Source organism: Arcticibacter sp. (assembly GCF_053551015.1).
The window spans coordinates 335505-361061 of record NZ_JBMQOB010000015.1 but is presented as its reverse complement, the minus strand read 5'-3'; the positions used below and the strand labels follow the sequence as shown (position 1 = coordinate 361061).

The window sequence follows — 25557 nt, the reverse complement described above, 5'->3', positions numbered from 1 at the left end:
ACTTTACACTTTTAACTTTAATAAAAGCTATGTCTTATAAAAAGGATAATAAAATAAAAAGCAATTTCACCTCGATTACGATCAGTCTGGCGTCTCCGGAATCAATTCTGGAGCGTTCAAGCGGTGAAGTTTTAAAACCTGAGACGATTAACTATCGTACCTACAAACCGGAGCGTGACGGTTTATTTTGTGAGCGTATATTCGGTCCGGTAAAGGATTACGAATGTCATTGCGGTAAATACAAGCGTATTCGTTATAAAGGTATTGTTTGCGACCGTTGCGGTGTTGAGGTAACAGAGAAGAAGGTACGTCGCGAGCGTATGGGCCACATCAACCTGGTTGTGCCTGTTGCACATATCTGGTACTTCCGTTCTTTACCTAATAAAATCGGTTACTTGTTAGGTCTTCCTACCAAGAAACTGGATCTGATTATTTACTACGAGCGTTATGTTGTTATCCAGCCCGGTGTTAAAGAGGCTGATGGTATCAACAAAATGGATTTTCTGACTGAAGAAGAATATCTGGACATCCTGGATACCCTTCCTAAGGAGAACCAGTACCTTGACGACAAAGATCCTCAGAAATTTGTTGCCAAAATGGGTGCTGAAGCTCTTGAGGAACTTCTTAAGCGTCTGGATCTTGATCAGCAATCATACGACCTGCGTCACCAGGCTGCCAACGAAACTTCTCAACAACGTAAGAATGAAGCTTTAAAGCGTCTTCATGTTGTAGAGTCTTTCCGTGGTGCACGTAAAAATATTGAAAACCGTCCGGAGTGGATGATCGTTAAGATCGTTCCTGTTATTCCTCCTGAGCTCCGCCCGTTGGTGCCTCTTGAAGGTGGACGTTTTGCGACATCAGATTTAAATGATCTGTACCGTCGTGTTATTATCCGTAACAACCGTCTGAAGAGATTAATCGAGATCAAGGCACCGGAAGTAATCTTACGTAACGAAAAGCGTATGTTACAGGAAGCTGTTGACTCGTTATTTGATAACTCACGTAAGGTAAATGCGGTTAAAACTGAAGGTAACCGTGCCCTAAAATCTCTTTCAGATATCCTGAAAGGTAAACAAGGACGTTTCCGTCAGAACTTATTGGGTAAACGTGTGGATTACTCTGCTCGTTCGGTAATTGTTGTAGGGCCTAGCCTGAAATTACACGAATGTGGTTTACCAAAGGATATGGCAGCCGAACTCTTCAAACCATTTATCATCCGCAAGATGATCGAAAGAGGTGTTGTGAAGACCGTGAAGTCTGCCAAGAAGATCGTTGACCGCAAGGATCCAATCGTGTGGGATATTTTGGAAAATGTGTTAAAAGGACACCCTGTGTTGCTTAACCGTGCTCCTACACTCCACAGATTGGGTATCCAGTCTTTCCAGCCTAAGCTGATTGAAGGTAAGGCGATCCAGTTGCACCCTCTTGTATGTACAGCGTTCAACGCGGATTTTGACGGTGACCAGATGGCTGTTCACCTTCCGCTAGGTCATGCTGCGATTCTAGAGGCGCAGATTTTAATGCTTGCTTCTCACAATATCTTGAACCCTGCGAACGGTACGCCTATTACGGTTCCTTCTCAGGATATGGTTTTGGGTCTTTATTACATTACTAAAGGCCGTAAGACTGACGATGATAGAGTGGTTAAGGGACAAGGACAAACTTTCTATTCTGCTGAAGAGGTGATCATCGCTTATAATGAGAAGAAGATCGATCTTCACGCGTTTATCAAAATAAAGGCCAAGGCGAAGGAGAAAGATGGTTCTATTGTTAGCAAGATCATCGATACGACTGTAGGACGTGTTCTGTTTAATCAGATGGTTCCGGAGGAAGTAGGATTTATCAACCAGTTACTGACCAAGAAGTCACTTCGTGACATTATTGGAGAAGTGGTGAAAGTTACCGGTATGGCGCGTGCTGCTCAGTTCCTTGATGATATTAAGGAATTAGGATTCCAGATGGCGTTCCGCGGTGGACTTTCCTTTAACCTTGAGGATATTAACATTCCAGAGGCTAAAGTTACCCTGATTGCACAGGCTACCAAGGAGGTTGAGGAAGTAATGAATAACTATAACATGGGTTTCATTACGAACAACGAGCGTTACAATCAGATCATCGATATCTGGACCCGTATCAACAATCGCTTAACTGCGAATGTAATGGATATTCTATCCAACGATAATCAGGGCTTCAACTCGGTGTATATGATGCTTGATTCCGGAGCCCGTGGTTCTAAGGAGCAGATCCGTCAGCTTGCAGGTATGCGTGGTCTGATGGCTAAGCCTCAGAAATCAGGTTCAGGTGGTGAAATTATTGAAAACCCGATTCTTTCTAACTTTAAAGAGGGTCTGTCGGTACTCGAGTACTTCATCTCTACACACGGTGCCCGTAAGGGTCTTGCGGATACGGCGCTTAAAACGGCGGATGCGGGTTACCTGACTCGTCGTTTACATGACGTTGCACAGGATATGATCGTGGGTGAAACAGATTGTGGTACGTTAAGAGGTATTTATACAACCGCTCTGAAGGATAACGAAGATGTGGTTGAACCATTATACGACAGAATCCTGGGTAGAACTTCATTGCACGATGTATTTGATCCGATCAGTGGCCAGCTTCTGGTCTCTGCAAATCAGGACATCACAGAGGAGGTTGCTGAAACAATCGAATCTTCTGCACTTGAAGGCATCGAAATCCGCTCTGTACTGACTTGCGAAAGCAAGAGAGGGGTTTGTGCTCTTTGCTACGGCCGAAACCTGGCTTCTGGTAAGCGGGTACAGGCAGGTGAAGCTGTCGGTGTAATTGCTGCACAGTCCATCGGTGAGCCGGGTACACAGCTGACACTTCGTACGTTCCACGTTGGGGGTACTGCATCGAATATCGCGGCAGAGTCTCAGATCGTGGCGAAGTTTGAAGGTGTTATCGAATTTGAAAATATCAGAACTGTTCCTTACGAAACAGAAGAAGGTCCGGTTGAGGTTGTTCTTGGCCGTTCTGGTGAGTTCCGTATCATTGAGCCGGTAACGGGTCGGATGATCATGTCAAGTAATATCCCTTACGGAGCTTACTTGTATGTGAAAGAAGGACAGAAATTGGTGAAAGGCGACAAGATTTGTAGCTGGGATCCATATAACGCGGTGATCATATCTGAATACACAGGTAGGGTAGCTTTCGAAGCGGTGATTGAAGGTGTTACGTTCCGTGAAGAGTCTGATGAGCAGACTGGTCACAGAGAAAAAGTAATTATCGATACCCGTGATAAGACCAAGAACCCGGTTATTCAAATTGCCGATGGTCAGGGTCAGATCGTGAAGGGTTATAACATCCCGGTAGGTGCTCACATTTCGGTAGACGAGGGTGCTAAGATTAAGATGGGTGAGGTTATCGCGAAGATTCCTCGTTCAACTGGAAAAACAAGGGATATTACGGGTGGTCTTCCACGTGTAACTGAACTTTTCGAAGCGCGTAACCCATCAAATCCGGCGGTAGTAACCGAGATCGATGGTGTGGTAACCTTAGGAGGTGTGAAGCGTGGTAACAGAGAGATCTCGATTGAGTCGAAAGACGGTCAGTTGAAGAAGTATCTTGTTCCATTGTCTAAGCACATCCTTGTACAGGATAATGACTTCGTGAAAGCAGGTATGCCTCTTTCTGATGGTTCGATCTCTCCTGCGGATATCTTATCGATCAAAGGTCCTGCGGCTGTTCAGGAATACCTGGTTAACGGTATTCAGGAAGTTTATCGTCTGCAGGGTGTGAAGATCAATGATAAACACTTCGAGGTTATCGTTCACCAGATGATGCAGAAAGTGCAGATTGAAGATCCGGGAGATACTCGTTTCCTTGAGAGGGATGCGGTGGACCGTTGGGACTTCATGTTGGAAAATGATGAGATCTATGACAAGAAAGTTGTTACGGATCCGGGTGATTCTTCTAATCTTAAAGCTGGACAGATCATCTCTGTACGCAAGCTGAGAGACGAGAACTCTGTCCTAAAACGTAAGGACATGAAGTTGGTAGAAGCTCGTGATGCTATAGCAGCTACATCAAGTCCGGTTCTTCAGGGTATTACCCGTGCGTCATTGGGTACTAAATCGTTCATCTCTGCAGCTTCCTTCCAGGAAACTACTAAGGTGTTGAACGAGGCAGCTATCAGTGGCAAACGTGATAACCTGTTGGGTCTGAAAGAGAACGTTATCGTAGGTCACTTGATCCCGTCTGGTACAGGTTTACGTAGCTATGAGCGTATTATCGTTGGTTCTCAGGAAGAATACGATAAGCTGATGGCCTCTAAGCTTGAAGAATCAGAAGCATAATCACAATCAAATAATATTAGCGAGTCCCCCTATTTTAGGGGGACTTTTTTATTTTTACACTATGGAAGAACAGAACAGAAATAACGAATTGAATATTGAACTGTCTGAAGAGATAGCCGAAGGGATATATTCGAATCTGGCGATCATCACACATTCAAGCTCAGAGTTTGTACTCGACTTTATCCGGGTGATGCCAGGTGTACCTAAGGCGAGAGTGAAATCCAGAATCATCCTTACTCCCGAGCACGCAAAGCGCTTGTTAGGTGCGCTTGCAGACAATGTGGAGAAGTTTGAGGAACAGCATGGCAGGATCAAAATTCAGGAAGAGGCTGCGCTTCCGTTAACCTTTGGAGGTCCGACCGCGCAGGCATAATCTGGAGGTTAATTTAGAGCGATCGTTCTGCTTTGATCAGGCGGCCTTTAACCTGGCGTCAATGAAGGAGATAATGGACGGATAATCGTCCGGATGGAACCACGTGATTTCGGAGTCTTTACGAAACCATGTGAGTTGCCTTTTGGCAAACCTCCGCGTGTTTTGTTTTATACGCTCCACTGCTTCATCAAGAGTGATCTTACCGTCCAAATGGTCGAATATTTCGGTATATCCGACTGTATTCAACGCGTTAAGGTTCCGATAGGGGAGAAGACGCTCAACCTCCTGAAGGAGCCCCTGTTCCATCATCAAGTCTACCCGTCTGTTGATACGATCATAAAGTTGAGGTCGCTCCATGTTCAGACCGATCTTTATAGGGCTGAAGTGTCTCTTGTTCCGGGCATTCTTAGCCCGAAACGAAGAATAGGGTTGTCCTGTCGAAAGGCATACCTCTAGCGCGCGGATAATGCGTTGTGGATTATCCAGATCTACTTCTGAGGCATAAGCTGGATCAACAGACTTCAGTTGAGACTGAAGAACTGCAATTCCTTCTTCTGTAAGTTTTCGATTAAGTGTTTCCCGGATAACAGGATCTACATCGGGGAACTCATCGAAGCCTTCCGTAACGGCCTTAACGAAAAGGCCTGAACCTCCAACGAGCACAGCAATAGGTTGCTTCTGAAAGATATTCTCAAGCGTGGAAAGTGCCTCGGTTTCGAATTTACCTGCGGAATAGGTTTGGTCTATTGAAATAGAATCGACGAAATGGTGCTTTACAGCCGCTGTTTCCGCCTCATTTGGTTTGGCGGTACCAATACTCATTTCTTTATAAAATTGCCTTGAATCGGCCGATACAACCTCTGTACGGTAATTCAAGGCAATCTTGATGGCAAGGTCTGTCTTGCCAATAGCTGTAGGGCCGGCAACGACGATCAGCGTATTTGAATTCATATCTGGGATAGAGGCCGACTAGTAGTCGTCCTTGTTAGCGGAGTCGTAATCATCGGAATCATAACCGTCGTTATCTGAGAATTCGTCCATGAATTCATCTTTTTCTTCTTCTTCGGCACCAGTAGTTCCACCCAGTTCGTCAACAGAGTCAACAGTATCCATATCTTCAGTCTCTTCCTCATTAATACCGTACTCTGTTTCGTTGAGGAAGTCAAAGTCTTCTTCATCGTCTGTAGCGACAGGGGGTACGGGAATCGATCCTGGCATCTTTGGAGCCTCACCAACGCTGCGTGTCAGGTGTGGATATTGCTTTCCTGCATCTTCGTCCAGAATCTTTACCAGTTCAACGTGGAAGTCGTAAGGACGATCGAAGTTATAAGTATAATAGAATTTCTGATGAGGGTCGTCAATGAAGCGGCTCAGCTTCGTATTCTCCATGAGTGCAACGCCTCTCTCTATTTTTCTTTGGCTTGGTAGATATGCTATCTCGTCACTTTTAATCCAATAGTCGTTACAGACATAGAAGGAAGACGACGTATCTGGTTTGTAACCGGTACTCTTGTGAATAGCGAGATGCAGGTCCTGAAATGTTTGAGTTGATTTAATATCAATCTCTCGGATAACATCATCGTAATCTTCAAAAGTTACCCTGAATCTGTAAATAGCCATGATAAATTTATGTTTTTATGCGAAATAGAAATTGGCGTATCATTAACGCCACCTACTTCATTATGTTTCAAGTTATTTTAAATACAATTTTTGACTGGATGAAGTCCCAGTTCCTTTCCCCGCGCGATCATGTAAGCGAGACCGTCCTCCCGTGAGTTTTTAATTTCGCCCTCCAATATGGCCTCACGTATCTGATTTTTGATGATTCCTACCTCGCGACCAGCCTTGATTCCGAATGTTTCCATAATGTCCAATCCTGAAACGGGAGGTTGCCAGTTCCGGATTTGATCACGTTCTTCGACGTCTTTAAGCTTTTGCTTTACCAGCTCGAAGTTGGCTCGGTATTTCTTCTTTTTATACTCGTTTTTGGTAGTAACGTCAGCATGGCATAGGAGCATAAGTGCTTCAATGTCTTCGCCGGCATCAAATAACAGGCGTCTTACCGCAGAATCGGTCACTATATCCTGAGCGATGACAATAGGTCGAAGATGAAGTTGAACGAGTTTTTGCACGAACTTCATTTTCTCGTTGAGAGGAAGCTTATGCTGGGCAAAGATCTTCGGGACCATTCGGGCACCACGATCTTCGTGACCGTGAAATGTCCAGCCGTGACTTGGATCAAACCTTTTTGTTGCAGGCTTGGCAATATCATGTAATATTGCTGCCCAACGCAGCCATAGATCGTCACTGGTTTCGCAAATATTGTCGAGTACTTCCAGCGTGTGATAGAAATTATCTTTGTGTCCCTTTCCATTGATATATTCCACACCGTATAGCTCCGTCATTTGAGGGAAGATAAGGTGCAGCAGCCCTGTGTCAAAAAGGTAGTTAAAACCAACAGAGGGTTTAGGGGAAAGTATAATCTTATTCAGTTCGTCTGTAATCCGTTCCTTCGAAACGATGCTGATCCTTTCCTTCGAGCTTTTGATCGCTTCTATAGCCCGCTCCTCGATCGTAAAACCAAGTTGAGAGGCAAAGCGGATTGCCCGCATCATCCTAAGAGGGTCATCAGAAAACGTTTCAAGTGGGTCCAGCGGCGTACGAATAATGCGGTCATTCAAATCAGTAATACCGTTAAAAGGATCTACCAATTCGCCGTAGCTTACCGTATTCAGGGATATGGCCATGGCGTTGATGGTAAAGTCCCTACGTTGCTGGTCATCTTCGAGGGTGCCATTTTCAACAATAGGCTTTCTTGAGTCAGAGCGGTACGACTCTTTCCGTGCTCCAACAAACTCCACCTCAAGATCTTTATAGCGAAGCATGGCAGTGCCGAAGCTCTTAAAAACAGACACGTTTGTTTTCAATTTATCGGCAGCCTTTTCTGCAAACTGGATTCCGTTTCCAATTACCAGTATGTCGATATCCTTGGATGGGCGTTTAAGGAAAATGTCCCGTACAAAACCACCTATAACGTAAGTATCCATCTCACATTCGTCGGCAAGCCGACTAAGTTTTTTAAATAGGGGATTGTTCAGGTGTTGTATCATAAAAACACGTTAGCCTTACCTCTTTCGTGAAAAGGGGAACTTACAGGGATTGCAAAAATAGTTTAATTTGATTATTTCGGATTGTATAATTTACATTTCGCCGTTATCGTGCTGGAAAGATTACCTTCTGATAAAGGAGAAGCGACCATCAGACTCCAGTTTCATGATCGTCGAAGATTTTTTGACGCTCATATCTTCCTGTTCAAGATTCACCACATAGTCTACACCATTGATCACCGCCTCAGACACCTCTGAGAAATTCGCCGGAGAGGGCTCTCCACTCAAATTGGCAGATGTCGATACAATCGGCTTCCTGAATCTTTGAATCAGCTGCTGGCAAAAATTATGGTTTGGAATCCTTATACCAATGCTGCCGTCCTGATGTACGACATTGTGAGCCAAGTTTTTTGCATTGGAATAAATGATGGTAAGAGGATTTTCCGCGTACTCAATTAATGAGTAGGCGATCTCAGGAACGTCATTTACGTATGATTGCAGTTTATTATCGCTATCCAGGAGAACAATAAGACTCTTCCCGGCATCCCTTCCTTTCAACTTAAAGATACGTTCAACAGCATCCGGGTTCGTTGCATCACAACCAATACCCCATATGGTGTCGGTAGGATAGAGGATGATTCCGCCTGACTTCAAAACTTCCAGCGCTTTTGTTATTTCTGCATGCATGCCAAGTGATATTTAAGTAAGACCATGGTAATTTCGTTTGGCTATCTGCATCACGGGAAGTTATGAAGAGCTATCAACCAAACAAAATATTCGGGTATGTTTCTATTGTAAGAAGATCTCCTGCACAAGCAGGAGCTTATGAAAACTGCGTAATTCCCGGCAGACTTGAGAGTCGCTAATGAATTACGCAGTGATAGCTGTATAATTAAACAGCTACGTTATGTTCGCGAAGAGCATCATTCAATGATGTCTTCTTATCTGTTGATTCTTTACGCTTACCTATGATTAGTGCACAAGGTACCTGGAATTCGCCGGCAGGGAACTTTTTAGTGTATGATCCCGGGATGACGACAGAGCGCTCAGGCACAACCATTTTGTACTCCACAGGCTCCGGGCCGCTTACGTCTATGATTTTTGTAGAGGCAGTTAATACGACGTTTGCACCAAGCACCGCTTCTTTGCCTACACGTACACCTTCAACGACGATTGCACGTGAACCGATAAAGCAGTTGTCTTCGATGATAACCGGTGCTGCTTGTACAGGTTCCAATACGCCGCCGATACCGACACCACCGCTCAAGTGAACGTTTTTGCCAATCTGAGCGCAGGATCCTACAGTCGCCCAAGTGTCGACCATAGTACCTTCGTCAACGAAAGCACCGATATTGACATAAGAAGGCATCATAATCACGCCTTTTGCAAGATATGCGCCGTAACGAGCAATACCGTGAGGTACAACGCGAACTCCAAGTTCCTTGAAGTTGGTCTTCAGTTTCATTTTATCATGAAAAACAAACGGGCCTACTTCAATCTCTTCCATCTGGCGGATAGGGAAGTACAGGATAACTGCTTTCTTGATCCATTCGTTTACGTGCCACCCTCCAGCAACGGGCTCGGCCACTCTGAGTTCTCCTTTATCGAGCATGTCAACAACGCGTTCAATAGATGTTGCATATTCGCTGAAAGTGAGGAGTGTTCTATCTTCCCAGGCGTCTTCGACGTGTTTTTGTAGTTTAGCAATCATTTCAATATATTTTTAGCAAAATAAAGGTTTTTTAAGGACTTTTGTTAGGTGTGGTGTCATTAATAGGACGCTGCGGTAGTAAAGGTCGTCGAAACATTGCTATCTCAGGGTCCTGCTTCGTCAGGGGCAAAAATATGTCAGCACGCGCAGAAAAACATAGAGGAGCAGGAATGGCTGAAAAAGAAAGACTTCGTATCGATAAATACCTGTGGTCAATCCGGATATTCAAAACCCGTACACTTGCGACAGAAGCGTGTAAAGCGGGCCGGGTGAAGTTGAACGGGCAGAACATAAAACCATCCTATGAAGTGAAGATAGGGGAGGTGTACCATGTGTCAAAAGGGATTGAACGCAAGCAGATTAAGGTGACTGGCTTGCTTTATAATCGGGCTGATGCAAAGACGGTGGTCGGCTTCTACGATGATATCACTCCTGAACAGGAAACACATGGTTTTAAATCGATGTTCCATGCACCGGCTCTAAAGAGAGACAGAGGGACAGGAAGACCGACGAAAAAAGACCGACGGGAGATCGATGATCTCCTGAGTGATGAAGAGGAAGGCGAATCTTGATAGACGGGCTCTGCTCGAGTCTATCGGGCGTATGGTTATGAAATAAAAAAAAGGCTGCAATCAGATTGCAGCCTTTTTTTATTTAGAAAGAACAAACGCTTATTTCTTATCTTTTGCGTATTTGTCATTCAAGCCTTTAACTACTTCTGTAGTCACATCCAGGCTTTCGTCTGCAAATAGTAATGAAGGATTGCTTTTTGAGTAAGTAAGAACCATTTTGTAACCTTTTTCTTTAGCATAAGCTTTCAGATACTCGGCAACTTTATCATACAGCTTTTCGTTTTCACCCGCAGATTCGTTTGCCAGGGCAGAACTTGCATTCTGGTTGAAGGCTTCAAGTTCCTGCTGTTTGCGGGCAAGACGTTGTTCTGTAGAAGCTCTCTCGTCAGCGCTCATTGCCTGAGCTTTCTGCTGGTATTCTGCTACCTCACGCTGAAATGCTGTACCCTTTGAGCTTAAATCTTGCTGCGCTTTCTTAGATTTTGCTTGTAGTCTGTCCTTGATATCTTTGAAATAGTTGTAGTTGTTAACGAGTGAATCTGAGTTAACAAATACTATCGGTTCTGCGGCTTTTGTAGCAGAGGCCGTTGTTGCCGGCGCACTTGTCTTCACTTGCTCTTTATTGCCACATGAAGCAACTACTGCAGCAATCATTAGTCCCGCTGTTAGTTTAGAGAATGTTCCGAATGATATTGTCATTTTTTAATTAAATTTCACGCAAATATAACCTTTCGAATGATCTATACAATCCTAAGAACTAGAAATCGGTTTAGGGGTGGCGCTTTATTCCCTTAAAATGCTGTTATTCCGCCTAAAATGGCTAAATTTGAGCTATTGTTTTAAGATAAAATATGAGCGAAGAAAAGGAAAACAAAACTAATTATTCAGCGGATAATATTCAGGTTTTAGAAGGCTTGGAGGCAGTGCGTAAGCGCCCCGCGATGTATATTGGGGATGTTGGTATAAAGGGATTGCATCACCTTGTATATGAAGTTGTTGATAACTCTATTGACGAAGCTCTAGCAGGGTATTGTACAGATATCAAGGTGACAATTCACCCTGATAATTCCATTTCAGTAGAAGACAATGGCCGTGGTATTCCAACCGGAATGATGGCTAAGGAGAAAAAGTCAGCTTTAGAGGTCGTAATGACCGTCCTGCATGCGGGAGGTAAGTTCGATAAGGATACATATAAAGTTTCCGGAGGATTGCACGGTGTCGGCGTATCCTGCGTGAATGCGTTGTCTACATTACTCGTTGCTACTATCCGTCGTGAAGGAAAAGTATTTAAACAAGAGTACAGCTGCGGAAAGCCCTTATATGACGTAAAAGTAGTCGGAGAATCAGACACAACAGGTACTACAATTACCTTTAGCCCGGATTCAAGCATATTCACGATGACCACGGAATATAAGTTTGAGACCCTGGCTGCACGTTTAAGGGAGCTTGCTTACCTGAATAAGGGAATCCGTTTATCACTCACCGACGAGCGTGAAAAAAATGACGATGGCTCATTCATGAGCGAGGAGTTCCATTCTGAAGGAGGCTTAAGAGAGTTCGTTAAGTTTCTTGATGGAACACGTACACCTCTGATACCTGAGCCTATCTATGTTGAAGGCGTGAAACAAGGTATCCCGGTGGAACTAGCCCTTCAATATAATGAGACCTATACTGAAAACGTCCACTCGTATGTGAATAACATCAACACTATTGAGGGAGGAACGCACGTCGCCGGTTTTAGAAGAGGATTAACCCGGACCTTAAAATCATATGCGGAGAAATCAGGTTTGCTGAAGAACGTTAAGGTAGACATCAATGGGGATGACTTCCGTGAGGGACTTACAGCTGTTGTTTCCGTTAAAGTGCAGGAACCGCAGTTTGAAGGACAGACGAAAACCAAGTTGGGAAACAATGAGGTAATGGGTGCTGTCGATATTGCTGTTGGTGAAATTCTCGGCAATTACCTGGAGGAAAATCCTAAAGAAGCCAAGCTGATCGTCGGCAAAGTTATTCTGGCAGCAACTGCACGTGCAGCGGCACGAAAAGCCAGGGAAATGGTTCAGCGTAAAACCGTAATGGGTGGATCCGGCCTTCCTGGTAAACTGGCTGACTGCTCTGACAAAGATCCTGAAAAGTGTGAGCTATACCTGGTGGAGGGAGACTCTGCGGGTGGTACAGCGAAGCAAGGTCGTAACCGGTATTACCAGGCTATTCTGCCGTTGAGAGGTAAGATTCTGAACGTGGAAAAAGCCATGGAGCATAAGATCTACGAGAATGAAGAAATAAAAAATATCTTCACGGCCCTGGGTGTTAGTATCGGAACAGCCGAAGATGCGAAGGCATTAAACATGGAGAAACTGAGATATCATAAGGTCATCATCATGACGGATGCGGACGTGGATGGTTCGCACATCACCACGCTGATTCTTACTTTCTTCTTCCGCTATATGAAGGAGCTGATCGAGTTCGGATATATATACGTTGCCTCACCTCCGCTTTACCTCGTAAAGAAAGGAAAAGAGCAGGCATATGCCTGGGACGACACAGAACGTGATGCGGCTATACAACGTCTGAAAGGCGCAGGAAAAGAAGAGAATGTTCATGTTCAACGATATAAAGGTCTTGGTGAGATGAACGCAGAACAGCTGTGGGATACTACCATGAACCCTGAAACACGTACTTTAAGACGTGCAACGATAGAGAACGCTGCGGAGTGTGATCATATCTTCTCGATGTTAATGGGTGATGAGGTAGCACCTCGTCGTGATTTCATTGAGAAAAATGCCCGTTATGCAAAGATTGATGCATAGTACAAACAGATTTTAAAAAGAAAGGCTGGATCCCCAACGATCCAGCCTTTCTTTTTATAGAAGAGTGCTCTTCTATATCTCATGCAGCCGCTTTTTAAGTGCTCAGAACGGCCCCGTTATTTTGTAAAGCATCAGGTCAGCAATAGACGAGGCTTTCTGTTTCGCCAGTAAGGCCATCTCTCCGCTGAAGTGTTGATCAACAACTTCATAAAAGATCTCCTTCCATCGGTCAAAGTGCTTTTGCTCCAGGGGGTGTATCTTATCGAGTTTGAAGTGAACTTCCATGGGATTGCCTTTGAATCCCTTCTTTCCAAAGAGAATAGTCTCCCAGAAATCGTACATCTTAGGGAGGTGATGATCCCAGTTTACGCGGGCCACATCGGTGAAAATATAGCCGATAAGTTCATCTTCCTGTACCTTGTTGTAAAACGAATTTACTAGAAGCTCGATGTCCTCTCTGCTTTCCAGGTCTTTATTCATGACTGAACGATATCTTTCTTAACGGATAATTGATGATCGCATTGTATTTGACCAGGATATCTCCGCCTATAACACCGATAACAGGGGTAACCGATAATGTTTCGTACGCAATGTTAATGGTTGAGAGATCGAGAACCGCCACTTCAATATCAGGAATGAGCAAGTCTCCGATATGAAGCTGTTCAAGAGACAATGTGTAGCTCTCCATCGAGTTGGTACCTAAGCCTGTAGATAGCTTGTCGCTCATCAGAAGAGTGGTCTCATCAACATAGGTTTCTACAGTTGATTTGTCAAGTACCGTTCTTGAAGCACCTGTATCAATCACTGCTTTAAACGTCTGATTAAACAAAACGACTTCCACCAGAGGGTGGAAGCCGTCATCATTCAGATTTAAAATTTCAATATTTACGTCTATCATTAAAAGCTCAGGACACTGTTCATGCTTCTGACGGCTTCAGCGCTCTTCTCGAAAGCAGCCTTTTCGTCGGCACTCAGGTTCAACTCAACGATCTGTTCCCATCCGTTTTTGCCGATAATAACTGGCACACCAATAGCGATATCCGATTGCTCGTATTCACCTTCGAGTGCAACGCTGCATGGAAGCAGTTTCTTTTCGTCTCTGAGTACACTCTCCACAATCGCTGCGGTTCCCGCACCAGGTGCGTACCACGCAGAGGTTCCTATGAGTTTGGTCAGAGTAGCTCCACCTACCATAGTCGCAGAAACAATCTTTTCCTGCTGCTCTTCACTTAGAAACTGTGTAACCGGTATGCTATTCCATGTAGCATGTTTGATCAGTGGGATCATCGTGGTATCACCATGCCCTCCAATCACCATTGCATTCAGATCAGCAGGTGAACAACCAAGTTCCTGACTCAGGTAGTATTTAAAACGTGCGGAGTCTAAGGCTCCACCCATTCCGATAATCTTGTTTTTAGCTATTCCAGACGTTTTCAGCGTGAGGTATGTCATCGTATCCATCGGGTTGGATACAACTACGATCACGGCGTTTGGAGAGTACTTCAGGATGTTTTCTGTAACGCCCTTAACAATGTCTGCGTTAGTGCCGATAAGCTCTTCCCTGGTCATTCCCGGTTTGCGCGGAAGACCTGACGTGATAACTACCACGTTTGAGTCAGCAGTGCTTGCGTAGTCGTTCGTGCAACCTTTGATCTTTGTATCAAAGCCGAGAAGGGCAGAGGTTTGCATCATATCGATTGATTTGCCTTCGGCAAATCCTTCTTTGATATCAAGGAGAACAAGCTCCTCTGCAAGCTCTTTTCTGGCGATATTATCAGTACAGGTTGCTCCAACGGCTCCTGCTCCAACTACTGTAACTTTCATGCTTTACGTTTTTAAGTGTTCTATAAAAGTTCGGCAATTTAACTAAATCTGATAAGCTATCGGATAGAAATCTTCTTAAACTGCCTTAAGATCTTAGAATGGATAGCCAATAGCAAGGTTAAATACCAGGTTATCTTTCCTCCACGCCTTGCTGCCAAAGTCTATGCTATCAAAGACCCAACGCTCACCTTCTGGCAACCAGGGCTTGCGGATAGGGAAGGCCAGATCCAGACGGAGAACCAAAATAGACGCGTCAATACGGACACCTGCTCCTGTGCCTACCGCCAGCTCCTTCATGAAATCTTTGGAGAACTTTGCTCCCGGGCGCTGAGTATCATTGTTTAACAGCCATATATTTCCGGCATCGAGAAAGAGAGCCCCTCTTACGATGCTGAACAATTTAGGCCTGAACTCGGTGTTGAACTCAAGCTTGATGTCCCCCGACTGGTCGGCCGATAATCTTTCGTCCTCTGTATCAATCGTCGCATCGCGGTAAGTGCCCGGTCCGAGAGAACGAGCTCTGAATGCCCTTAAGCTGTTGGTACCTCCAATAAAAAATTGCTTAACGAATGGCAATGCTCTTGAATTTCCATAAGCGTAACCGTAACCCAGGATCAGCCGGGTAGCCCATTGAGAGTTTAAGCCGATTTTATAATAATGTCTTAAATCAGCCTCTCCCTTGATGTACTGAGAATATGGTGTATCGAAGATTTTCTTCTCTTCAAGCTCTTTCGCTCCTTGAATCAGTCCCAGGATGTTGGCAGACATATCCACGTTCCCATTAAAGTAGAACGTGTTCTTCTGCGCTTGCCGGTGGGTATTCGTGAAATTGAAGTTGTAGGTCGGACCAATGATAAACTGATCAGCTACAGCATTTCGATACGTAGAGTTGGTGGCCGCAAGAGAATCGTATTGTTCCGATCTGTAGGGTGCATGTACATAGGTCAGGTTGAAAATGTTCAATTGATGCTCCTTCTCAATACTTTCCTTCCAGGAATAACCAAAAGATGTGCGGAAGGAATTCAACTTGTAACTCTTCTGACGTTCAAGCCTGTCAAAACCGAGGGTTATTCTGGTACGCGGAATAAACGCACTGGATGTATTCAGCTTAAACGGCGTGATAAACCGGGGTATACTCAGGCTAGCTTCAGCTCCATATCTGAAGATGTTCTCACCGCTGTTATTTCCTGAAAATTGCACGTCTGTGGCTACGTATGTTGATACAGTAAGAAGTTCAGCTCCTCTAAAGGTATTCCTGTTCTTCCAGCTCAACGTAAATTCAGACCCCGTGAAGTTCGCGGAGTTGGTGCGTCCTGTTACCTCTGCACGGATAGATTTCTTCGGCATCGGTGTGAGGTAGTAATACGCATCCAACGCAGCAGCGGCTGTATCGGAATCCTGAAACTGGTTTTTTACAAACTTAAATGTGCCCAGGCTGGTAAGTCTGCTTAATGATAAGTTATGATCTGTACGATTGTATATATCCCCCTTGTTGAAAAACATGGTCCGTTCAAATACCTGTGGTTTGAACATTTTCGAACGGTCAATAACATAAAAATCTTTGAACAGAACAGCTTCAGGCGTACGACCTTTCATCGTGTCTCTAAGCTTGAAGTTCGGATAGATATAAATATTGTTGATCGTGTAGGCGTCCCTCGCCTTGTCTGTTGTCTCGTTTTTCACGTTCATGAACAGATCCACACGGTGACGCTCCGAAGTGCTGTCCACCTGTATGATCAGGTTTTCGGGACTGAAATAATAGAAGCCCTGTTCTTTGAGTTTGCTGTCTATCCTTTCGCGTTCTCCCTTAATTACATCAAGATCGTAACTGTCACCAACCTTCAGGAAGCTGTTTTCTGCCGTAGCATGAACAGCTTTACCCAGCACTGAGCTGTCGGTAGTGAAGTTGACACTTCTGATCAGATACCGGGGGCCTGCAACTGCGTTATAAGTAAGCGACGCCTTTTTTCGCCGGATGGTGGTGTCGGATGTAGTTGTAGCCAAAAAGAAACCTTTGTTCTCGAGCCTGTTCGAAACCAGATCCCGGTTGTAATCTACCTTTACACTACTGAAAAGTACAGGTGGCTCGCCATATTTTTTAATCCACTTCAACGGCCCTTTCTTTGCATTTTTCGTGATGTTATAAATCCATAGCTTAGGTCTTAAACCCAGAATAGAAGAGTTCGGTTTTGGCCGCAACAGGCTGGTAAGATCAGGCTCCAGAACTTTCTTGTCTTTCTTCTTAATGTCCTTGTCCTTAATCTCTACCTTTCCTCCGGTGTAGAGGTAATCCCCCTCGGGAACATGCTTGGTCACATTACATGCAGCAAGTGCTACGCAACTTACCAGAAAACAATATATATGCTGTTTAGTCATTCTCTTTAGCTGTTTCTTTTGCAGATTTCTGGGCGCGCTTACGTCTGCGCTCCTCTCTCTTCTCTTCTCTTGTTTTGACGCCGAAGATTTGTTTGAACTTGTTATAGTCCATCGTGATCACAAACCCGATACCTGTCTCCACTACCTGACCTTGAAGTGCCACCTGATACTGGTTCTTCTGATAGGCCCGGAGCAGATAGCGACCGTTTTTGCTTAGCTGGTATTCAGCCTGGATATCGCCGGCGATGTTACTGGTTTTACGGTTTTGCTGGCGTGGACCTTCCAGCTCAAAGTTGCTGCCTACTGTTACTTTTAAGCGGTCATTCAGCAGTCGTTTAGATAATCCCACGTTCAGATCCGTACGGTTGGCCATTTGTCCTGTGGTATAATCTTCGGTGGACTGAAGATCAAACTCCAGTTCTACTCCTGCAATCATATCTCCGGCCAGATTATTCAGCTGATCAGAAAGCAGTCGGCTTACACTCTGACGGGCCGCAGACTCGATACCACCACCGCCTGCACTACTTGCAAAGGGATTGTCGGAGATGAAACGGTTCAGAAGAAGCACGGCGAATACCTGTTTATTCAGTTCCGATGGCTCGTTTCGTAGCTGAGTCAAACGTCCGTTTACATTGTCGATAACCGCGGTAGAAACATTGTAATTATCTTCCGGTAAAATGATGTCGAAGGAAATAACAGGCTTCATCAGCTCACCCTTCAGCATCAGGTTGACGTTGAACGGCAGTTTCTGCTTGTAGGTATTCAGTTCAGTTTGAGGTGCTCCTCCCAGTTGCTGCTCTACCAGATCGAGAGGGGCAGTCTCCGCAACGTAGATTGCAGTAATATCAGCATCTGCCATTAAAGGCTCACCATTCCAGGTCAGCGTACTTCCTTTTTTGATCTCGAAGCGGCGCTTCAGGAAGCTCAGACTCAGATCATAGGATCCTTCTTCCACCGTCAGGTTACCCGTCAGACTGATCTTTCCGCTCGGATCAATACCCCCGTTTAGCTGTGCCGCACCCTTTAGCTTCAGCATATCGCCGTTGGCAGGATCAACAAGTACATTCAATTGGGCCTCTTTGTCAAGTTCAATATTTAATGAAACGTCCATACCCGTAACGGCAGAGGTGTTGAGTGTATCAGCGGGGTCCTTGAATACCTTCGCCAGTTGCGGATTGTCTTTATCCACGAACTCCACAATACCTTCCCGGTCTTCAATTCCAGGGTCAGTGGCGGGAAGTACCAGCGTGAAATCCGTTTCCGGATTGATCTTCAGGGAGCCATCCACAGCCGGCGCGTCCATCGTTCCCTTGATTCCCAGTCGGGTGTCAATAAAGAGCTTTCCGTAAAACAGATCATTGTCTAGCGCAGTGGAGTTGATCACCTTAAAGTTGTCGGCATTCAGACGCAGGTCAAAACCGAAGTCCGTATAAGTCTTTGTTTTGATCATTCCCGCAAGCTCCATCGTATTGTTAGCCGAGTCAATCAGCGCAAAGTCGGTAAAGCTGATGCCCTCCGCGTTAAAGCCGATACGTGCATCATTATCAATTCTGAAGTATGAATTCAGCATCGACACATTAAACCCAACATCATTGAAATTGATGTCCCCACGAACTGCAGGAGCAGAGGTCGTTCCCGTAATGTCGAGTTTCCCTTTCAGGGCTCCCTTAGCATCTTTGACGCTTCCCATGGTAAACCCTTCAATACTCTTCATATTCAGGTTCGCGATGTTAAGATCCAGATCAAAACTGCTGTTGTTTGTATAATAGTAGCCGTTCAGATCTACCTGGTTGCCTTTGCCGGTAATCGCTACGTTTGCAGCAAATGAATTTGCCTGTTCGTTGTTGACCTTCAATGCGATATTTCCTACAGTGTCACCTCTGAAGCTGAAGTCGCTGATGTTGAGGTCTGATGTAAAGACCGGACTCGTATCAAAGTTCCGCACCGTCGCATTTCCATTGATTGTGCCTCCCGCTAACAGTGAATCCTGCTTGGCTATGTTGGTAAGTGTTTCAATCTGGAAGTTCTTGAAGTCCAGCAGTAGCGGATTGTTCAAGCCCGGAGGACTCGTATTGATGCTTAGCTGCTGATTGTTATTGGACAGTACAAAGTTAGTAGCCTGTATGCCCTGGCTGCCAAATTGAATATTATTGTCCTGGCTCACGTTCCAGGCTGTCTTGTTAAGCACTAAGCCGTCCGGGTTCAAGCTGAATTGAAAAGCGTCCTGCAGCGCTTTCAGCGCACCGGCAATCCGATAGTCAGTATTGCCTTTTTGATCCTCGGTTTTAATCTCTGTGGTGATAATATTATTGCTGACATCCCCACCCACACTGGCCTTTAGCAGCTGAAAAGATCCGGTATTGATCTTGTCAAGCGTAGCCAGGTAGTTGATCGCGCTGTCTGCGGTATTCACCTTCAGCTGGAAGTTATTCAGATCGTTCGTGCCGTAAAGAATGCGCGGAATGGAACCATTCACATTCAGCTGTCGTGCGTCGCTGTCAAAATTACCCTGTAGCACAATCGTAGCCAATTCCTTCAGGTCAGGCGCAAACTGCTGAATAATCGGTCCGTTTGAAATTTTCGCATTGAAGTTCAGACGCTGAGGGTCGTATTTGACGGGCTTCGCTGGCTTAGCTGTAGAATAGTACCTTCCGATCAGATCCTGCATCGCTGTTCCCAACTGAGTCAGCTTGTATTTACCTCTTATATCTGCAGACATGATCTCAGACCGTAGCCGCAAGGAGTTGCTGTCGGCACTCGCTGTAGAAACAATGCTAAGTGTGTCCATCTGGATGCGTTCTCCGCCTCTGGCGAGCAGAGCCTCCGTCAGTAGGATTCTTCCATTCAGATAGTCCGGATCGGCTGTAGGCAGGTCTGCAGACAGTTTTCCATGGAAGCGCATGTCTTCATTCATCAGTCGCAGCTTCTGCATATTGATGCTGTCTACATTCAGTTCCATTTTGATGGCAGGGTAGCGCTTCGACATATTTGCAGCAGCTGCCAGATCGAACCTGATGTTTTGATCATCCATATTCGCCTTAGCCTGAATGTTTCCGCGGTTTGCACTACCATCAATGGCCAGATTACGATAAGTATATCCGTTAAATTCTGCTTTTACCAGTTTGGCGACGGCCTTCGCACGCATCGTCTTCGGGTCAAGACCATTGCCCACCACGTTAGCGGCAAGAGTAATGCGTCCCAGACTGTCATTGCTGATCATCCGTCCCACATCAAAGTTGAATATCCGGACATTCGCCCTGTACGATTCGTTGCCTTTAACACGGGCATTGTAGCTGGCAATCGCCTTAGCGCTTCCAAACGTCGATGCCAGATCAAGATCGGTGCTGAAATTAGTAATCCCGCCCTTAAACTTGCCGCTAAGGCGGATATTCTCAGGGATGCGAATGTTTGCAGGGATAGTTCCCCGCGGTATCAGCGCAAGGATGTCCGATCTCCGGGTTCTGAATTCGTCAATATCGATATCAAGCCATGCTCTGTTCATATCAGGCAAGCCCCTCGTCTTGGCCGAGGCCTTGAAATTGGTACCTCCCAGCCCGGAGATTTCCAGGTTTTGTATCTCCAGGTTCTTCACCTTTCCTTTAACCTTGCCATTGATGTTCACCACGGCATTCTCGTACCCTTTCAAAGGCATCGTCTTAGCCATGTCGGGTGCAAGCAACAGAATATCCCTAAAGCCAATCCGTGTCTTCTGCAGATTAGCATCAATGCCGAGCTCTCCGAGGTTGCTTGAAATGCTGGCAATAGAAGGATAGGTAACGCGTATATTGTTACTGATGGTCGTCGACGGGGTCTGCACCAAAAGGTCTTTCAGGTAAGCTTCCTTGCTGCCGTAAAAGAACTCTGTTTCGAACTTCTTCAGGCTGAAACCGCTTTTGTCACTGAAAGATCCCTCGTTAACCTTTCCTGAAATAGAATCAATGGTATACGCCAGATCGGCAACGTTCAGATTCAGATCCTTGATGTCAAGGTGCGCAAAATCCATTCCCCGCCTCTGAACTGGCATGTTAAAATTATCAAAGCGTATGTTGTTATTTGCCAGAATCAGGTCGCCTGCACTAAACCGCCAGTTATTCACAGTCGCCTCAGCTGCCTTTCCGCTTTCTTCTACTACAACCTTCGCCTGTTCGCTTTTACCCAGCTGAAATAGAATATTAGAGTTGCTTAGGTCGATCTTATCCAGTACGATATGCTGCTTGCGCAAATCGAGCTTATCCGATTCAACCTTCAGTTTACCCAGCTTCACGTCTGCCTTCATAGCCGAAATGTCATTCTGATAATAGACGTTTATCTGTGAAAGGTCGAGCGTGCCCAGCTCCAGGTCAAGATTCATCGGCTCGCTGGCTTCAGCTTCATGGACAGCTTCGGGCTTACTCTCTACTGCGGGTTTGCTTTGAACCATTCGCGCATCTACTGCAGAAAGCTTGATTTTTGGTATGCTGAACTTCATCTTATCCAGGTCAAACTCCTTTACCCGGGTATCGAAGTGCCCGATAGAGAACCGGATATCGCTTGCCGCAGGCGCATCCTGGTAGCTGATCTTAATCCTGTCAAGGTTAATTTTATCAAGCGAAAACTTCATTGTCGATGTAGTATCGACAGGCTCAGGTTCCTTTTTCTGTTCGCTGACAAATGCTTTAATAATATAATCGAAATTGAAAAGGCTGTCGGGGCCACGCTGGATGTTTGCGGTGATGCCACGGAGGTCAATTTCATTGATCTCCAGTTGGTTGTCGAGGAGTTTTAAAAGACTGATGTCAACTTTTAGGGTATCTCCTGCAAGCAGTGTGTCCTTCTTCTGATCCTCAAAATAGATGTCTTCCAGTACGATGAGCTTTGGGAGATTGAGGCTTATTTTGTTGATTTCAACCTTCGTGCCAATCTTGCCTTCCAGATAATTCACCGCTTTGTTTTTGGCAAAGTTCTGAACGGAAGGTACCCTGATGAGTACAAACAACAGCAAGATCAGGAAGATGATTATCCCAATAATCCAAAGAAAGATTTTTAAGGTTAGGGTACCGATTCTTCTCAAGTGTTCAAAATTTAGTTCAGTATTATAATTTTAAAACCGGCTAAATGTTTGAAAATTTAAAAGATAATCTGCTAAAATCCTTTCCTCTCAAATCTCGTGTTCAGGGAGTACATGTCAGATACGGAAAGTACACGTGCTCCATCGTGTCATTCTGAGATTTTCTAAGAGAGCTATGCGCTGATATATGACTCCAGTATCTTGAATCCTGAAGACGTTTGAAGGGTCACCTCCTTGATCGTAGCAGGGATGAGTATGGAATCGCCCATCTTTACCTCAAGCGGCTGTCCGGCGTATTCAAGTGTGTAAGATCCTGCCACGCAAACATGAATAACAAAGGAGTCTATAGAGTAGTCCCTGGTCACGTTTTCTGTATAGTCCAGAATATGAGTAGTAAAATAAGGACAGCTCACTACTTCAACCGCCTCATTCTGTTTTTCCTGGTAGAGCGACTTGTATTCTTCATGAAAGTTGTAGTCAATTGCAGCCAGGGCTTCTTCAGTGTGCAGTTCTCTTTTATTGCCTTTATCATCTACGCGGTCAAAATCATAGATCCGGTACGTGATGTCTGATGTCTGCTGGATCTCCGCAATAAGCAGTCCCTTGCCGATCGTATGTACACGTCCCGCAGGCAGGAAGAATACATCTCCCGCTTTTGCTTCTTCTTTGTTCAGAATGTCGTTCAGCTGACCGCTGTTAAACTTCTCCAGATAAATATCCCGATTCAATGGCTGGTTAAATCCCGTGATCAGGCTTGAGCCCTCGTCTGCCTGGATGATATACCACATCTCGGTTTTTCCGAAGGAATTATGTCTCTCCCTTGCCAGCTCATCATCAGGATGAACCTGAATGGAAAGGTCATCATTGGCATCAATGAACTTTACAAGCAGGGGAAACTCATTGCCAAATCTTTCATAAACACGCTGACCCACCAGCTCCTGCTGGTAGCTCTCCAGAAGTGCTGCAAGTGATTGCCCTGCCAGCTCTCCATTTTCCACTACCGATACGTCACTCTTTACGCCGGATATCTCCCAGGTCTCCCCACAATTGGGCAGAGGAGCAAAGTCTTTTTTTAGAATATCGCGTATCTTCTCACCACCCCAGATCTTGTCTTTATATATCGTTTTGAATTTAAATGGATATAGAGTTGCCATAGCTTGTTTCAGTTCAGATTTGTTGCCACAAGTATAATTAAAAATCAGTATTCTTCATGAAAGCTCAGACTTGCAGATTGCCCTGAAGAAGGTTCTTCACAACCAGGAGCCTTAGCCAGAGTGAACTTCTGTAAAGAAAGTTCAGCAACTTATAGAGCACCTCACCGTGTCCGGGCGTTTCAAAATTACTCATTTTCAAGAGCTTGCCAGTATCTGCAATAAATAGCGTATCTTTGCAGGATATAAAAAATCAACAATTTGTTATTCAAAGAATTAAATCTCATTGAGCCACTTCTAAAAGCTCTGAGTGCCGAAGGATATACTAATCCCACCCCCATACAAGAGAAAGCCATTCCAGTAGTATTACAGAAAAAAGACCTTTTGGGCTGTGCCCAGACAGGTACTGGTAAAACTGCTGCTTTCGCATTGCCTATGTTGCAGCTATTGAACGCGCAGGTTGCGCCCAGAAATGTGCGCCGCAACATCCGCGCATTGATTTTAACTCCAACCCGCGAGCTTGCCATTCAAATAAGAGAAAGCTTTGATGCCTACGGAAAGTTTACAGGTATTAAGCAAACCGTTATCTTCGGAGGTGTATCTCAGGGGAAACAGGTTGAAGACCTCAATAGAGGTGTAGATGTTTTAATTGCTACACCTGGCCGTTTACTTGACCTCGTTTCTCAACGTATCGTTAACCTGCAGCATATCGAAATCTTCGTTTTAGACGAAGCAGACCGTATGCTTGATATGGGCTTTGTAAACGATGTAAAGAAGATCATCGCGAAGATTCCGGTAAAAAGACAAACGCTGTTCTTCTCAGCAACTATGCCTCCTGAAATATCGCAGCTTGCTAATACCATATTAACCAATCCGGTTCGTGTGGAGGTTACGCCAGTGTCATCAACTGCTGAGAAAATCACCCAGGCTGTTTATTCCGTAGAGAAAAAGAACAAGCCCAATCTGCTGATTCACTTGCTGCAGGATAAAAGCATTGAAAACGTCCTGGTGTTTACTAAAACTAAACATGGTGCAGATAAGCTCGTGAAGATTCTTGCTAAAGCGAATATAGTGGCCGAGGCCATTCACGGAAATAAATCTCAGAATGCGCGTCAGCGTGCGCTGACCAATTTCAAGTCGGGAGACCTGAGAGTACTGGTTGCCACGGATATCGCGGCACGAGGTATTGATGTGGATGAATTGAAGAACGTCATTAACTTTGAGCTTCCGAATATTCCGGAGACCTATGTACACCGTATCGGTCGTACAGGCAGGGCAGGAGCAAGCGGAACAGCATGGTCATTCTGCGACGAAGAAGAACGTCCGTTCTTAAACGACATTCTCAAGTTAACGCAGCAGGAGATACCTCTGGTAGAAGATCATCCTTATCCCCTTTACTTTAATAAGCTGGTAGTACCATCATCGGTTAAAAAGACAAAAGTGAAGGAAAGTTTCAGGTCTTCCAGAAAGAAGAGCTCTCGTCCCAAGGAAAAGCCGCAATCGTTTCACCGTAAAGCGACTTCTTAGGATTGCTAATTGTAAAATAATAAAAGGGACTTCATCGAAGTCCCTTTCGTTTTTCATAGGTAGGTCGTTATATATACTAAGCAGCTTGCTTAAGGCTGTGTGTTTGCTTGTTTGCTTTGTTTCTGTAGTTTTTAAGGTCTGCCTTCAAAAGCTCCATTAACTGGATATCGAAACTTTGAGTCAACTTATCGATGTGGGTTGTAGCTGTTATCTTTTTCATGATGTCAAGTTTAATGTTTGATGTTAGACCTTGTACCAATAACATGCCAAAGTCATAGTTGTATCATGGAAATGTTTATAACGTGCTCATTGTTAAAGATAAAAAAGTCATTTGATCACTTTTCTTCATGCCCCTACGCAGCTCAGCTAAATGAATTATCTTATTTTCTGATCAGTGTTGTCTTTACCGTACAACTGTAGTTCTGCCTCTCGAAGCAACAGTGCCTCCTTGCTGCTTACGGAATATCCTAAAACATTAGCCACCAAACGAGGTTGTCTAGAAAAAAGAAGACAATGGAACAATTTGATATGCAACTCATGCTGAAAGACGGTGCGTTTGCCGACTATCAGGTAAAAACAGATAAGGATTCAGGGGTATTTGATGTCTATAGCGGCGACTCTCTGATCGCCTCCTTCAAGGACGACGGTCAGGGTTCATTTTCCCTGAGCGACAATCCCGGAGATGCCGATGACGATCTTCAGCGAAGAATGATTGAACAGCTAAAAGGCTTCTCGGCATAGCC

General features: G+C 44.9%; 20 protein-coding genes. 6 read left to right on the top strand and 14 right to left on the bottom strand.

Annotated features, from left to right (window positions below):
• Positions 1-29 precede the first annotated feature (29 nt).
• Positions 30-4316 carry a DNA-directed RNA polymerase subunit beta' gene (gene rpoC, locus ACO1NU_RS09850; RefSeq protein WP_448818298.1) on the top strand — a complete coding sequence of 1429 codons (4287 nt, stop codon included), beginning with the start codon at positions 30-32 and terminating at the stop codon, positions 4314-4316.
• Between the two features lie 61 nt (positions 4317-4377).
• A complete protein-coding gene (locus ACO1NU_RS09845) occupies positions 4378-4689 on the top strand; it encodes a DUF3467 domain-containing protein (RefSeq protein ID WP_448818297.1) in 312 nt (103 codons plus the stop codon).
• Positions 4690-4725: 36 nt separating this feature from the next.
• Here ACO1NU_RS09845 and miaA read toward each other — a convergent pair whose 3' ends face one another.
• From miaA to ACO1NU_RS09820, 5 genes are all read right to left on the bottom strand, one after another.
• Entirely contained in the window at positions 4726-5640 is a 915-nt protein-coding gene (gene miaA, locus ACO1NU_RS09840) for a tRNA (adenosine(37)-N6)-dimethylallyltransferase MiaA (RefSeq protein ID WP_448818296.1), read from the bottom strand.
• Positions 5641-5658: 18 nt separating this feature from the next.
• Positions 5659-6309, bottom strand: a complete 651-nt coding sequence (locus ACO1NU_RS09835; protein WP_448818295.1) for an IS1096 element passenger TnpR family protein — start codon at positions 6307-6309, stop codon at positions 5659-5661.
• A gap of 77 nt (positions 6310-6386) precedes the next feature.
• Entirely contained in the window at positions 6387-7799 is a 1413-nt protein-coding gene (locus tag ACO1NU_RS09830; RefSeq protein ID WP_448818294.1) for a CCA tRNA nucleotidyltransferase, read from the bottom strand.
• Between the two features lie 120 nt (positions 7800-7919).
• On the bottom strand, positions 7920-8483 hold the full coding sequence (locus tag ACO1NU_RS09825; protein WP_448818293.1) for an L-threonylcarbamoyladenylate synthase: 564 nt from the start codon (positions 8481-8483) through the stop codon (positions 7920-7922).
• Positions 8484-8688: 205 nt separating this feature from the next.
• A complete protein-coding gene (locus tag ACO1NU_RS09820) occupies positions 8689-9507 on the bottom strand; it encodes a 2,3,4,5-tetrahydropyridine-2,6-dicarboxylate N-succinyltransferase (RefSeq protein ID WP_448818292.1) in 819 nt (272 codons plus the stop codon).
• 170 nt (positions 9508-9677) lie between these two features.
• On the opposite strand from ACO1NU_RS09820, the gene ACO1NU_RS09815 reads away from it, so the two are divergent.
• On the top strand, positions 9678-10079 hold the full coding sequence (locus ACO1NU_RS09815) for an RNA-binding S4 domain-containing protein (RefSeq protein ID WP_448818315.1): 402 nt from the start codon (positions 9678-9680) through the stop codon (positions 10077-10079).
• Between the two features lie 99 nt (positions 10080-10178).
• On the opposite strand, the gene ACO1NU_RS09810 is transcribed toward ACO1NU_RS09815, so the two are convergent.
• On the bottom strand, positions 10179-10778 hold the full coding sequence (locus tag ACO1NU_RS09810; RefSeq protein WP_448818291.1) for an OmpH family outer membrane protein: 600 nt from the start codon (positions 10776-10778) through the stop codon (positions 10179-10181).
• A 152-nt stretch (positions 10779-10930) separates the two neighbouring features.
• Between ACO1NU_RS09810 and gyrB the strand changes: the two genes are divergently transcribed.
• The gene (gene gyrB / locus ACO1NU_RS09805; RefSeq protein WP_448818290.1) at positions 10931-12889 is read left to right on the top strand and encodes a DNA topoisomerase (ATP-hydrolyzing) subunit B; all 1959 of its coding nucleotides are present in this window, start codon (positions 10931-10933) and stop codon (positions 12887-12889) included.
• Between the two features lie 102 nt (positions 12890-12991).
• On the opposite strand, the gene ACO1NU_RS09800 is transcribed toward gyrB, so the two are convergent.
• The 7 genes from ACO1NU_RS09800 to ACO1NU_RS09770 all read right to left on the bottom strand — a co-directional run bounded on the left by ACO1NU_RS09800 (position 12992) and on the right by ACO1NU_RS09770 (position 23483).
• Positions 12992-13369 carry a group III truncated hemoglobin gene (locus tag ACO1NU_RS09800; RefSeq protein ID WP_448818289.1) on the bottom strand — a complete coding sequence of 126 codons (378 nt, stop codon included), beginning with the start codon at positions 13367-13369 and terminating at the stop codon, positions 12992-12994.
• Positions 13362-13787 (bottom strand): aspartyl protease family protein, encoded by a 426-nt coding sequence (locus tag ACO1NU_RS09795; RefSeq protein ID WP_448818288.1) that lies wholly within the window; start codon positions 13785-13787, stop codon positions 13362-13364. Before ACO1NU_RS09795 ends, ACO1NU_RS09800 begins: the two co-directional genes overlap by 8 nt.
• Complete coding sequence (gene mdh / locus ACO1NU_RS09790; protein WP_448818287.1) at positions 13787-14713, bottom strand: malate dehydrogenase; 927 nt, start codon at positions 14711-14713, stop codon at positions 13787-13789. Before mdh ends, ACO1NU_RS09795 begins: the two co-directional genes overlap by 1 nt.
• Positions 14714-14806: 93 nt before the next feature.
• Entirely contained in the window at positions 14807-17089 is a 2283-nt protein-coding gene (tamL, locus tag ACO1NU_RS09785) for a translocation and assembly module lipoprotein TamL (protein WP_448818286.1), read from the bottom strand.
• Positions 17082-22139, bottom strand: coding sequence for a translocation/assembly module TamB domain-containing protein (locus tag ACO1NU_RS09780; protein ID WP_448818285.1), 5058 nt, complete (start codon positions 22137-22139; stop codon positions 17082-17084). Before ACO1NU_RS09780 ends, tamL begins: the two co-directional genes overlap by 8 nt.
• Before the next feature lie 170 nt (positions 22140-22309).
• Positions 22310-23290 carry a type I phosphomannose isomerase catalytic subunit gene (locus ACO1NU_RS09775; RefSeq protein ID WP_448818284.1) on the bottom strand — a complete coding sequence of 327 codons (981 nt, stop codon included), beginning with the start codon at positions 23288-23290 and terminating at the stop codon, positions 22310-22312.
• A gap of 64 nt (positions 23291-23354) precedes the next feature.
• On the bottom strand, positions 23355-23483 hold the full coding sequence (locus ACO1NU_RS09770; RefSeq protein ID WP_448818283.1) for a hypothetical protein: 129 nt from the start codon (positions 23481-23483) through the stop codon (positions 23355-23357).
• Positions 23484-23548: 65 nt separating this feature from the next.
• Between ACO1NU_RS09770 and ACO1NU_RS09765 the strand changes: the two genes are divergently transcribed.
• Positions 23549-24814, top strand: coding sequence for a DEAD/DEAH box helicase (locus ACO1NU_RS09765; protein WP_448818282.1), 1266 nt, complete (start codon positions 23549-23551; stop codon positions 24812-24814).
• A gap of 76 nt (positions 24815-24890) precedes the next feature.
• On the opposite strand, the gene ACO1NU_RS09760 is transcribed toward ACO1NU_RS09765, so the two are convergent.
• Positions 24891-25034: a hypothetical protein gene (locus tag ACO1NU_RS09760; RefSeq protein ID WP_448818281.1), complete on the bottom strand. Its 144-nt coding sequence runs from the start codon at positions 25032-25034 to the stop codon at positions 24891-24893.
• 293 nt (positions 25035-25327) lie between these two features.
• Between ACO1NU_RS09760 and ACO1NU_RS09755 the strand changes: the two genes are divergently transcribed.
• Entirely contained in the window at positions 25328-25555 is a 228-nt protein-coding gene (locus ACO1NU_RS09755; RefSeq protein WP_448818280.1) for a hypothetical protein, read from the top strand.
• Positions 25556-25557: the final 2 nt, after the last annotated feature.

What these genes read in the sequence shown, in the direction of transcription:
- ACO1NU_RS09795 (WP_448818288.1), bottom strand. Translation starts at nt 13,787, where the DNA reads ATGATAGACGTAAATATTGAAATTTTAAATCTGAATGATGACGGCTTC.
- ACO1NU_RS09760 (WP_448818281.1), bottom strand. Translation starts at nt 25,034, where the DNA reads ATGAAAAAGATAACAGCTACAACCCACATCGATAAGTTGACTCAAAGT.
- gyrB (WP_448818290.1), top strand. Translation starts at nt 10,931, where the DNA reads ATGAGCGAAGAAAAGGAAAACAAAACTAATTATTCAGCGGATAATATT.
- ACO1NU_RS09775 (WP_448818284.1), bottom strand. Translation starts at nt 23,290, where the DNA reads ATGGCAACTCTATATCCATTTAAATTCAAAACGATATATAAAGACAAG.
- ACO1NU_RS09830 (WP_448818294.1), bottom strand. Translation starts at nt 7,799, where the DNA reads ATGATACAACACCTGAACAATCCCCTATTTAAAAAACTTAGTCGGCTT.
- tamL (WP_448818286.1), bottom strand. Translation starts at nt 17,089, where the DNA reads ATGACTAAACAGCATATATATTGTTTTCTGGTAAGTTGCGTAGCACTT.
- ACO1NU_RS09815 (WP_448818315.1), top strand. Translation starts at nt 9,678, where the DNA reads ATGGCTGAAAAAGAAAGACTTCGTATCGATAAATACCTGTGGTCAATC.
- miaA (WP_448818296.1), bottom strand. Translation starts at nt 5,640, where the DNA reads ATGAATTCAAATACGCTGATCGTCGTTGCCGGCCCTACAGCTATTGGC.
- ACO1NU_RS09770 (WP_448818283.1), bottom strand. Translation starts at nt 23,483, where the DNA reads ATGAGTAATTTTGAAACGCCCGGACACGGTGAGGTGCTCTATAAGTTG.
- ACO1NU_RS09755 (WP_448818280.1), top strand. Translation starts at nt 25,328, where the DNA reads ATGGAACAATTTGATATGCAACTCATGCTGAAAGACGGTGCGTTTGCC.
- ACO1NU_RS09820 (WP_448818292.1), bottom strand. Translation starts at nt 9,507, where the DNA reads ATGATTGCTAAACTACAAAAACACGTCGAAGACGCCTGGGAAGATAGA.
- ACO1NU_RS09845 (WP_448818297.1), top strand. Translation starts at nt 4,378, where the DNA reads ATGGAAGAACAGAACAGAAATAACGAATTGAATATTGAACTGTCTGAA.
- ACO1NU_RS09825 (WP_448818293.1), bottom strand. Translation starts at nt 8,483, where the DNA reads ATGCATGCAGAAATAACAAAAGCGCTGGAAGTTTTGAAGTCAGGCGGA.
- mdh (WP_448818287.1), bottom strand. Translation starts at nt 14,713, where the DNA reads ATGAAAGTTACAGTAGTTGGAGCAGGAGCCGTTGGAGCAACCTGTACT.
- ACO1NU_RS09810 (WP_448818291.1), bottom strand. Translation starts at nt 10,778, where the DNA reads ATGACAATATCATTCGGAACATTCTCTAAACTAACAGCGGGACTAATG.
- rpoC (WP_448818298.1), top strand. Translation starts at nt 30, where the DNA reads ATGTCTTATAAAAAGGATAATAAAATAAAAAGCAATTTCACCTCGATT.
- ACO1NU_RS09835 (WP_448818295.1), bottom strand. Translation starts at nt 6,309, where the DNA reads ATGGCTATTTACAGATTCAGGGTAACTTTTGAAGATTACGATGATGTT.
- ACO1NU_RS09800 (WP_448818289.1), bottom strand. Translation starts at nt 13,369, where the DNA reads ATGAATAAAGACCTGGAAAGCAGAGAGGACATCGAGCTTCTAGTAAAT.